The organism is Caballeronia calidae (assembly GCF_900044055.2).
In the GTDB taxonomy this organism is placed as follows: domain Bacteria; phylum Pseudomonadota; class Gammaproteobacteria; order Burkholderiales; family Burkholderiaceae; genus Caballeronia; species Caballeronia calidae.
This window is the reverse complement of record NZ_FCOX02000122.1, coordinates 1-10,040: the sequence shown is the minus strand read 5'-3', so window position 1 is coordinate 10,040 and position 10,040 is coordinate 1. Positions and strand designations below refer to the sequence as shown.

General features: G+C 64.0%; 10 protein-coding genes. 1 reads left to right on the top strand and 9 read right to left on the bottom strand.

Going from position 1 to position 10,040, the window contains the following annotated elements; genetic code table 11:
* The 8 genes from AWB78_RS39930 to AWB78_RS39895 all read right to left on the bottom strand — a co-directional run.
* On the bottom strand, positions 1 to 539 hold a 539-nt coding region (locus AWB78_RS39930; protein ID WP_198399358.1), incomplete at its 3' end, for a transposase.
* Between the two features lie 36 nt (positions 540 to 575).
* Positions 576 to 1,109, bottom strand: a complete 534-nt coding sequence (locus AWB78_RS39925) for a shikimate dehydrogenase family protein (protein ID WP_082883615.1) — start codon at positions 1,107 to 1,109, stop codon at positions 576 to 578.
* A 13-nt stretch (positions 1,110 to 1,122) separates the two neighbouring features.
* Entirely contained in the window at positions 1,123 to 1,593 is a 471-nt protein-coding gene (locus AWB78_RS45575; protein ID WP_074173678.1) for a GMC oxidoreductase, read from the bottom strand.
* Positions 1,594 to 2,039: 446 nt separating this feature from the next.
* The gene (locus AWB78_RS39915; RefSeq protein ID WP_062612473.1) at positions 2,040 to 3,443 is read right to left on the bottom strand and encodes an MFS transporter; all 1,404 of its coding nucleotides are present in this window, start codon (positions 3,441 to 3,443) and stop codon (positions 2,040 to 2,042) included.
* 97 nt (positions 3,444 to 3,540) lie between these two features.
* Positions 3,541 to 4,356 (bottom strand): shikimate dehydrogenase, encoded by an 816-nt coding sequence (aroE, locus tag AWB78_RS39910; RefSeq protein WP_062612471.1) that lies wholly within the window; start codon positions 4,354 to 4,356, stop codon positions 3,541 to 3,543.
* Positions 4,357 to 4,372: 16 nt separating this feature from the next.
* Positions 4,373 to 5,365, bottom strand: a complete 993-nt coding sequence (locus AWB78_RS39905; protein WP_062612468.1) for a 2-hydroxyacid dehydrogenase — start codon at positions 5,363 to 5,365, stop codon at positions 4,373 to 4,375.
* Between the two features lie 39 nt (positions 5,366 to 5,404).
* Positions 5,405 to 6,595 (bottom strand): YncE family protein, encoded by a 1,191-nt coding sequence (locus AWB78_RS39900; protein ID WP_062612466.1) that lies wholly within the window; start codon positions 6,593 to 6,595, stop codon positions 5,405 to 5,407.
* A gap of 19 nt (positions 6,596 to 6,614) precedes the next feature.
* The gene (locus AWB78_RS39895) at positions 6,615 to 7,388 is read right to left on the bottom strand and encodes an SDR family oxidoreductase (protein ID WP_062612464.1); all 774 of its coding nucleotides are present in this window, start codon (positions 7,386 to 7,388) and stop codon (positions 6,615 to 6,617) included.
* 149 nt (positions 7,389 to 7,537) lie between these two features.
* Here AWB78_RS39895 and AWB78_RS39890 point away from each other — a divergent pair, with 149 nt between their 5' ends.
* A complete protein-coding gene (locus AWB78_RS39890) occupies positions 7,538 to 8,431 on the top strand; it encodes a LysR family transcriptional regulator (RefSeq protein ID WP_062612462.1) in 894 nt (297 codons plus the stop codon).
* Between the two features lie 448 nt (positions 8,432 to 8,879).
* Here AWB78_RS39890 and AWB78_RS39885 read toward each other — a convergent pair whose 3' ends face one another.
* Entirely contained in the window at positions 8,880 to 9,560 is a 681-nt protein-coding gene (locus AWB78_RS39885) for a DUF1223 domain-containing protein (RefSeq protein ID WP_332460145.1), read from the bottom strand.
* Positions 9,561 to 10,040: the final 480 nt, after the last annotated feature.

Genomic DNA, 10,040 nt, shown 5'->3' with positions numbered 1-10,040 from the left:
TTCGCCTTGGCCAGCAGCGCATCGATCTGTTCTTTGAGTTCCAGCTCGGCTTTCTTCATCCGCTCGTAACTCATCGCCTTATGACGCGACGCATTGGCCTTGATCTTCGTGCCGTCAACGGCAATCGTCCCGAGCTTGACCAGTCCGCATTCCTTGGCCAGCTTCACCACTTGCACAAACAGGTCCGACAGTTCCTTCAAGTGAAAGGCGCGAAAGTCGCAAAGCGTGCGATGCGCCGGATAGTTGCCCGCGGCGAGGACCCGGAACGCGACATCTTCATGCAGCTTCCTGGCCAGCTTGCGCGACGAGAACACCCCGGTCGCATAGCCGTAGACGAGCACCTTCACCATCATCGCCGGATGAAAGGGTTGATTGCGCGGGCCGCCGCCCGCATACCGCGCATGGAAGCTTGACAGGTCGAGCGAATCCACCGTGTCGCTGATGTAATAGGCCAGGTGCCCTTCAGGCAGCCAGTCTTGCAGCGCGTGGGGCAGCAACATCTGCTGCTGCGGCTCGTAGGGAAGATAGCTTATTGGCATCTCCTAACAACGCTTACCCGGCTCGGCCGGATGACATCAGATTTCTGCCGCGCATACTCCTAGATCTTCGCCACGTTCTTTGCCCCGATTGACGACTGTGATCTTCTTTGCACCGGCAAGCGCCAGCTCGACTGCAACAGCGCGCGCGGCCCCGCCCGCCCCGAATAGAACGATTGATTTATTGCTCGCGGAGGCGATCTCCTCCAACGCCTTTACAAACCCTTTGCCATCGGTGTTCTCGCCGATAAGCGCATCTGCTCGCCGTACAACGGTATTGACCGCGCCAATGATTTCGGCCGACGCTCCCAGCCCGTCGAGATGCTGGATCACTGCCACCTTGTGCTGGATCACTGCCACCTTGTGGGGAATCGAGCAGTTGAAGCCGCGCCAACTCATGGCGCGGGCGCCTCTTACCGCGTCGCCAAGGTGCTCGGGAGACACCTCAACATTGAGATATCGCCAGTCGAGGCCGAGGTGGCGATATGCGGCCTCAACCATGATGACAGTCGGATTCTCGGCCGCTGGCTGCGCGAACGAACCGGTCAGTGGGTGCAGGAAGTTATGTTCCATTTTGAGTTCCTTTCTAGGCATTTTCGGCGTCGGCAGGTTGCCGCTTGCTCGCGGCCGAGGATCTTGCGATATGGTCCCCGACTCGAAGAGCCTGAGCGGCGACGGTCAGCGCAGGGTTCAGAGCGGCAGACGACGGGAAAAAACTCGCGTCCACGATATAGAGGTTCGGGTGATCGTATGCGCGGCAACAGGGATCGAGCGCCGCATGTGCCGGGTCCACCCCCATCCTGACGGCGCAGCATTGATGAGAGGGCGTTTCCACACCGAACGGATGCGATAGAACCGCGACCGCACCCAATCGACGCCATAGCTTCTTGGTCTGTCCCGCAAAGCGCGCGTGAGCAACTTGATTTGTTCGTGTCCACGTAAGCTGAACTCCGTTGTTGGGCAACGGATCGAGCTCAGAATAAGCGAAGGGCAAGGAAAGGGAAATTCCATCGCGGAAGTTGATTTCCTCGAAATCCCTTTCGCGGAAGCGAAACATCGCTGTGCCGTAGAACTTGGTTGGCCGTCGACGAAGTGATATTGACCGGGAACGATTTGTCGGCCGGCTTTGGTTTGCCTCTCCTCCTTGGCACGGTACCGGCGTTGAACAAACGCCGCCTCTGCACTCGCGTTCTCCGCTTCCGCTCGGAGACGAGGCCCTCTTTCGAGGATAAGGATGCGCCATCGGACGGCGCGAGCTGGCGAGCAATCGCACCGCCTCCCACGCCGGAACCGATGATGACAACGTCGGGGCTTTTCATGACGCAAACCAAGCAATGAACGAGGGGGCATGCGAGGCCTCGCTCGGCGTAGTTGAAGGGCTGCAGTCCCCCATGATGCCCACATCGCGGACAGCGCCGCAGGGCGTTCCGGTTGGATGAACTGCAACGGGTTGCTGCGTCCGAAAATTGGATGATCTGGTAGGTCCTCCGAGCGACTCATCGACTAACAAGCGTCGGAAGCGTCACGCAAATCGTCGAGATCACGGCCGCGCGTCTCGGGTGTGTAGTAGGTCGTCACCACGCCGATCAGGCTCAGAATCGCGACATAGCTGGCAAGCGGAATCCACGCGAGAATGCGGCCCTCGGCGCCGCCCCAGTGCGCGGTCGCCCACGCGATGATTGATGCGCCGATCAGCGGCGCGACGCCGCCCGCGATCACCGCGGACACCTCGCGTCCGACCGCGACGCCCGCATACCGATGCTGCGCGCCGAAGAGCTCGGGCAGCAGCGCCCCTTGCGTGGCGAACATGCCCCAGACGCCCGCGAGCGCGACGCACAGCATCGCGATGCTCGCCGTGGCGTTGCCCTGGCTCAGCACCCACCACGTCGGAAAGGCAAGCAGCAGCTGATACAGCGCGAAGGCGCGATAGACCGGCACGCGTCCGAAGCGATCGCTGAGCTTGCCGGTGAGCGGAATGATCACCGCGCCCGACACGGCCGCGAGCAGAAGCGCGACCGGCCCGATCGGCCCCTTGAGGCCCGTCGCGGTGGCCATATAGCTGATGGCGAGCGACTGATAGATCGACGAGCCGCCGTTCTCGGCCATGCGCATGCCGATGACCTTGAGCAGCGTCGGCTTCGAATGTTTGATGAGATGCTTGAGCGGGCTGTCGTTGATCTGATGCCGCGCTTCGAGCTTCGAAAACGACGGGGATTCCTTGAGCTTCAACCGGATCCAGATCGCCACCGCGATGATGAACACGCTCAGCAGGAACGGTACGCGCCACAGCCAGCTTTGCGAGACATCCTCGACGCGCACCAGCGCGAAGTAGATCGCGGCCGCCATCACCGTGCCGAGCAGCACGCCCATGAACGGGAGCGCGGCGAAGTAGCCGCGCCGTTTCGCGGGCGCGTACTCGGCCATCAGCACGGCCGCGCCGGCCTGTTCGGCGCCCGCGCCGAGACCTTGCAGCAGACGGCAGCCGACGAGCAGGACCGGAGCCCAGATGCCGGCGCTGGCGTAGGTCGGCAACAGACCGATGAGCGTGCTGGCGATGCCCATCAGCAGGATCGTCGCCATAAGCACGAACTTGCGGCCGTAGCGGTCGCCGAGCGCGCCGAAGATGATGCCGCCCACGGGCCGGATCGCGAAGCCGAGGAAGTACGCGCCAAAGCTCGCGATCAGCGCGATGGCTGGATCGCTCGAGGGGAAGAACAGCGGCCCGAAGATCAGCGCCGATGCGAGGTTGTAGAGCGCGAAGTCGTAGTACTCGAGCGCGCTGCCGAGGGATGCGGCCCATGCCGCGCGATACAGGTCGCTCGTGGTGACCTCGTCTCGGCTGGCGTTGGCGTTGGCTGTGCGTGCGAGTCCGCTGTCGGCGGCCGCGATGGTTGGCTGGTGCTTCATGATGTCTCTCTCCGTTCCTGCGAATTCCGGCGACGGTCCCGTCCTCGTCTTCGCGCGAGATGCGGGACCGCCGGCTTTTCCTGATAGGCGAATGGGCCTAGCCCACCCGGGCGATTTCGTCGAGCAGGGCGGCGCTCATCGCGTCCAGCGGCGCCTCCTTGCCCGTATAAAGCTCGACCTGGCCGCAGAACTGATGCAGCAACATGCGCGTGCCGTCGATCACGCGGCAGCCGAGTTCGGCGGCATCGCGTATCAGCTTCGTGCGAACCGGGATGAAGGCCGCATCCATCACGACGAGATGCGGCGCGAGCTGCCCGGAGCGCAACGGATTGACGTCCGGCGCGCGGAACCCGGCGGCGGTCGCATTCACGACGATGTCGAACGCATGCGGATCGAAGTCGCCGAGATCGCCGCCGAAGGCGAGTCCGAAGTCGTCGGCGAGCGCCTGCCCGCGCGCCGCGGTCCGGTTGAACACGGTGAGCCGGGCGCCGGCGCGCCGCGCGCCCCAAGCGATCGCGCGCGCCGCGCCGCCCGCGCCGAGCAGGGCGATGCGCCGGCCTTCGAGCGGCGTCGCCTCTTCGAGCGCGCGCACGGCGCCGACGCAATCCGTGTTGTAGCCGGTGAGGCGCCCGTCGCGGTTGTCGATGGTATTCACCGCGCCGATCTCGCGGGCGGTTTCGTCGAGCGCATCGAGGTGCGGTATCACCGCCTGTTTGTGCGGCATCGTCACGTTCAGTCCACGGATGCCGAGCGTGCGCATCGCGTCGACCGCGCCGGCGGCATCCTCAACGCCGAAGCTGACGAACGTGTAGTCCACGCCGAGCGCACGATAGGCCGCGTTATGCACTTTGACGTTGAAGGTGAACGGCTGACCGGCAAGCGAGCCGCACAAGGATGGAATCGAATGAGGCATGATGGCGATCGTCCGGTCAGTGCTTCGAGAGATCGAACGCGGCGATGGGCGCTTCGCCATCGAGCACGCGCAGCAGGTTGTCGGTCGCGAGTTCGGCCATCGCGCGCCGCGTCTCGTGCGTCGCCGAGCCGATATGCGGCAGGGGCGTCACTTTAGGATGCGTGCGCAGCGGCGAATCCTGCGCGAGCGGCTCGACGGCGAACACGTCGAGTCCGGCGGCGCGCAGGTGGCCGCTGTCGAGCGCGGCGAGCAGCGCGTCCTCGCGCACGATCGCGCCGCGCGAGCCATTCACGAAGATCGCGCCGGGTTTCATCGCCGCGAACGCGTGCTCGTCCATCAGGCCGCGCGTGTCGTCCGAGAGCGGCAGCGTCAGCGCGACGATGTCGGCGCGCGCGAGCACGTCGTTGAACGATGCGCGCTCTGCGTGCCCGGCGAGCATCGCGGGAACCGGTACGTCGAACGGATCGTGAAAGAGCACCGGCATGCCGAAGCCGAGCGCCGCGCGCCGGGCCACGGCCTGCCCGATGCGGCCGAAGCCGAGCACGCCGAGCGTCTTGCCGTGCACATCCCAGCCGAACAGGTCTTCGCCTATATTGCGCGTCCAGCGGCCTTCGCGCACATGGTTCGACAACTCGACGAGGCGGCGCGAACTCGCCATGATCAGCGCGAACACGGTGTCGGCGGTCGTCTCGGTCAGCACGCCGGGCGTGTGGCAGAGCGTGATGTCGCGTTGCTTGAGGTGCACGAGATCGTAGTTGTCGACGCCGACCGAAATGCTCGAAATCACCTTCAGTCGCGGGGCGCGGGCGAGTTCATCCGCGCCGATCCTGAAGCTCGAGCCGATCAGGCCGTCGGCGTCGCCGAGGGCTTCGCGAAAGCGCGGCAATTCATCGGCGCGTCGCGGGTCGGCGACGGTGACGTCGTGCCTCGATACGATGTGTTCGAGAAGATCGTCCGGCAGCTTTCTGAAGACGACGACGTTCCTGCGCGCGGCGTCAAGCGTACGCATGGTGTTCTCCTGTTAATCGTTGACTGGATGTCGGGTGTGTCAGCGTGGCGTCGTGCGCAGTGACGAAGGTCCGCCCGTCAGCGCGATGCGCTGTCCGGTGTCGCGCAGATGGCCGCCGTCGACGGCGTAGAACGCGAGTTGCTTCTCGACGTTGAACTGAACGATCAGATGCCTGCTGTCCGCGGTGAAGACGATGCCCTGGGCCGCCTCGCCGCCGGCCGCTTCGGCGACCTTCACGGCCTGACCGTCGCGGATCGCGAACAGGAGCACCTTGCCGCGCGCGTGGCGTCCGGGGTTGTCGGGCGTCAGGTTGGAGCCGTCCATCGCCTGCACGCCGATCCATTTGCCGTCGGGCGAGATCGCCACGCCCTCGGGCAGCGATGGCACGGTCAGGTGCTGTACCGCGCGAAACGGTGTGCGCGAAACGTCGATGAGCGTGACCGTGTCGGCATCGCCCGCGAGCTTGCCCGGATAGGCGGGCAGGCCCGCGAGCCCGACATCGCTGACGACGGCCCATTTGCCGTCGCTCGACACGTCGATCGTGTAGGGCGCGACGCCGCTCGAAAGGCGCGCGCCGCTGTCGGTGACGCGGCCATCGGCGACGTCGAGCACCGCGACGCCCTGTTCGTCGCGCAATGCAACGAGCGCATGCGCGCCGTCATGCGTAAAGCTCACGCCGGCGAGCCGCTTCTGCGCGATCTTCAGCGTGTCGACGAGCGTCACGCGGTTCCCGTCGATGCCGAGCACCGCCACGCTGCCGTCGACACACGCGACGAGCGCGAGCCGGCCACTCCGGTCAATGGCGATGCCCTGCGGATGGCTGCCGATATCGAGCCGCGTCACGGCGGGCGGCGTTGCTCGCAGGTCGATCACCTGCACGAACGAATCCATCAGCAGCTTCTTCGCGGCATGGTCGTAGCGCGTCGGTGCGCCGACCAGCGCGACTTGCGCGTCGGGTGTGATGGCGACCGCCTGCGGCGGCCCCTGTATGCCGTTCTCGACTTCCACCTGCACCTTCACTTGCGGGGGAGAGTGGCTCGCGTCGAGGAGCGTCAATGTGTCCGGCGCGGGATTGTCCGGAAACGTGTCGCGGCCTTCGACGCGCTGATACTTCCCGTCGTTGCCCGATACGATCCAGTCGGCCGCCGCCGACGTGCAGGCCGCGCCGGCGAGTATCAGGCCGGCGAGGGCACGCACGCGGCGGCTTCGGCTTGTCCTTGAAATACGCATGATGTTGTCTCCTCTCGGCTCAGACCACGCTGGTCAATCCGCCATCGACGAAAAGCGTCTGCCCGTTCACGAAATCCGATGCCGCCGACGCGAGAAATACCGCCGCGCCGCACAACTCCTCGACGCGGCCCCAGCGGCCCGCCGGCGTGCGCTTGCAGAGCCATTCGGAGAAAGCGGGATCGTCGACGAGCGCGCGATTGAGATCGGTCTCGAAGTAGCCGGGCGCGATCGCGTTGGCCTGAATGCCGTGCCGTGCCCATTCCGCGCACATGCCCTTGGTCAGCATGCGAATGGCGCCTTTGGTGGCCGCGTAGGGCGCGATGCCCGGGCGCGCCAGCTCGCTCTGCACCGAGCCGATGTTGATGATCTTGCCGTGCCCGCGCGCCAGCATGTGCCGCGCGACGGCCTGCGAGACCTGGAACACGCCGTCGAGATTCACGCGCAGCAGGTCGTTCCAGTCGCGCTCGCCGAAGCTTTCGAGCGGGGCGCGGCGCTGGATGCCCGCGTTGTTCACGAGAATATCGATCGCGCCGATGTCCGTCTCGACGCGTTCGATTGCAGCGACCACCTGCTCACGCTCGGTCACGTCGAATACGGCGAAGCCGGCGTCGATGCCTTCGCTGCGCAGGCGTGCGGCGATGTCGGCCGCTTTTTGCTCATCGCGATCGTTGATGACGATCGCGGCTCCCGCGCCCGCGAGTCCTCGCGCCAGCGCCAGCCCGATGCCGCGCCCGGAGCCAGTGATCAGGGCACGCCTGCCGTGCAGATTGAAGAAGTTCAGGGTCTTTTCCATTGTTTTCGTGCGCATCCTGCTGTGGATGCGCTCTGTCTCCGAATGCGCCTACTTCACCCGAAGAACGGCCGACGCGCCAATAGTCTTTCATGACGCTGTTATCATGAATCGTGATTACAGGCTTGGCGCGCCCGCGGGCAGGGGATTTCATGGAGCTGAAGCATCTACGCGCATTCGTCGCGCTTGCCGAGGAATTGCACTTCGGACGGGCGGCGCAGCGCCTGTGCATCGTTCAGCCGGCGCTGAGCATGCAGATCAAGGCGCTCGAAGAGGAACTCGACGTGCGGCTATTCGAGCGCGATCGTCACAAGGTCGTCCTGAGCCCAACCGGCAGGCTTTTTTTGCCCGAGGCGCGCGCGACTTTGCATCAGGCGATGCGCGCGGAGCAGACGGCGCGGCTGTCGGCGCGAGGGGAAATCGGTACGCTGCGCATCGCGTTCGTGTCGTCGGTGCTGCCGAAGCTGCTGCCGGCGCTCATTCGCACGATGCATGCGCGCTATCCGCTCATCACGCTCGAACTAAAGGACATGGCGACGCCGGATCAGATCTCCGCGCTGCAGGGCAATCAGCTCGATTTCGGCCTGATACGGCTGCCGGTGAGCGTTAGCGGTCTGGAAGTCCGCGTGGTGCTCGAGGAACCGTTCGTCGTCGCGCTCCCCGACGAACACGTGCTGGCCGCGAAGCCGCTGATCCGCCCGCCGGATCTCAGCGGCTATCCTGCGTTCGTGCTTGCGCGGCGTTACGCGCCCGGTTTCCACGACGAGACGCTGGTGGCGCTCAAGCGCGAGAGCGCGGATCTGAACATCGCGCAGGAACTCGGCGAATTCTCGACGATGCTTGCGCTGGTTTCGGCGGGGCTCGGCATCGGCGTGATTCCCGCTGCCGCGGCAATGGCGCTGCCACCGAAAGTCGTGGCCCGACCGCTCGAACTGGCGGATCACAAGGCGGGCATCGGGCTTGCTTGGTGCGGCGCGAGCAATGCGATCAAGCGCGCGTTGCTCGATGTGATCGAGCTGTGCATCCAAACGCAAAATCAGGCGTGATTGTCTTCCGACCATCGCAAAGCAGGGATCGTGGGCAGTCTCGGTCTTTCGCACGCGGGCACAATGCCAAGAGCAGTTCAAGGCTGCGCCACGGACTTCGCGGTGCTAGAGGAGGTCCCGGAACTCGAATGCCTAATCATTTAGACGAAGCGGTAGACGTTCCGGATCTGGTACAAGTCTAAAATCGGCAGGTGAATTTTACATAAATCTATTAATCGATATTTAAACTGCAGTACTAAATATTGCCCGATGATACCGCGGGTACGTCTCCTGCAAGTTCGACGAGCGTGGGTCGCGTCGAAACTAAATGTGTCGCTAACGACGGACCGTCTGCACAGCGGCGGTGCGCAAGCGGCCGATTCAACCCGGGTACTCTGAACACTTGTGACGTGAAGCCCCGAGGTGAGGATTTGTCGAGTACTGCACGATTACCCCAACAACCAATCGCTCAGCGCGTAGGTGCTTCACTCGCATCGATGACGCGTGCGGCACCGACGATCGCACCATCGGGCGCTTGGAGCAGTACCACCAGATGCTCGCCGGCGACGGCGTTGGCACGCAATGTGAGTGCCGTGCCGGACCACTGGCCGATTGGCGCAAAGCTACGCACGATGTTCGATTCAGTGAGCGTGTGGCCGGCGTTCTCGCCACGCGCAATCGGCGTGACGTGGCGCGCGTCGTAACCGACCAGCAGCACGCGCGCGCGTCCGCTGCCCGGGCCAATGGACACCGAAACGCTGCCACCACCGCGCGCAGCGCTAACTGTAGCTGCGGTGACGCCCATGGACTTCGCCTGGTCGATGGCCGAGCTGGCTGCACTGCGATTCGAGCCGACCACTTCAGCCTTGCCGTCGATAACCATTTCCGGCGTGTACGCGAAGTCGCGAAACCGCTGGACGTACTGCGCCTGACGCGCATCGGCAGCGTCGAATGAAAACGGATCCTTCCAGCCGAGCTGATTCCAGTATGTGACGTGAAATGCCAGGGGCAGGACATCGGTGCGTGTGTCACTCAGCTCAGACAGAAAGCGATCGGCCGGCGGGCACGACGAACAGCCCTGCGACGTAAACAGTTCGACGACGACAGGACGCGGCGCGGCGGCGAACGCCTGCGATGCGAGCAGCGCCACAGCGCTGGCACAGATGACAGCGAGAGAACGGGCCAACATGTGCTGACTCCAGACGACGACGTTTTCAGTAATTCGCTCGCTGGCATCAGCGGGTTACAGTTGAAGCGTTCCCGGCGCGTTCGGTGAATCCTGTCGACTGCTGTCGCCGGTGTCATCATCGAAGAGGCCCAGGTTCAGGCACTCGACGGCTGCGGTGCATGATTTGATCAATCCAATTCCCGCAAACTTTGTATTTATCGAAGATAAATCATGCGACGACGTCACGGGCGTCGGGTGGACGATGTTGTGTTAGCCGCCCACTTAAAAGACGGTAATTCGCTATATGTCCGGTTTGACCACGATGAAGGGGGTAAGTGGCGGAGGCATACACGCATCGAAGCGCACGGATGTCGATGACTCAGGCCGGCCCAGACTGTGTCAAAACCCATTTTTGGAGCGCTAGAATTTCGCTATCCAATGTTGGGGGTTGCGCAAAATGAA

Coding starts and splice junctions, on each gene's coding strand:
- AWB78_RS39925 (WP_082883615.1), bottom strand. CDS start 1,109: ATGGAACATAACTTCCTGCACCCACTGACCGGTTCGTTCGCGCAGCCA.
- AWB78_RS45575 (WP_074173678.1), bottom strand. CDS start 1,593: ATGTTTCGCTTCCGCGAAAGGGATTTCGAGGAAATCAACTTCCGCGAT.
- AWB78_RS39915 (WP_062612473.1), bottom strand. CDS start 3,443: ATGAAGCACCAGCCAACCATCGCGGCCGCCGACAGCGGACTCGCACGC.
- aroE (WP_062612471.1), bottom strand. CDS start 4,356: ATGCCTCATTCGATTCCATCCTTGTGCGGCTCGCTTGCCGGTCAGCCG.
- AWB78_RS39905 (WP_062612468.1), bottom strand. CDS start 5,365: ATGCGTACGCTTGACGCCGCGCGCAGGAACGTCGTCGTCTTCAGAAAG.
- AWB78_RS39900 (WP_062612466.1), bottom strand. CDS start 6,595: ATGCGTATTTCAAGGACAAGCCGAAGCCGCCGCGTGCGTGCCCTCGCC.
- AWB78_RS39895 (WP_062612464.1), bottom strand. CDS start 7,388: ATGGAAAAGACCCTGAACTTCTTCAATCTGCACGGCAGGCGTGCCCTG.
- AWB78_RS39890 (WP_062612462.1), top strand. CDS start 7,538: ATGGAGCTGAAGCATCTACGCGCATTCGTCGCGCTTGCCGAGGAATTG.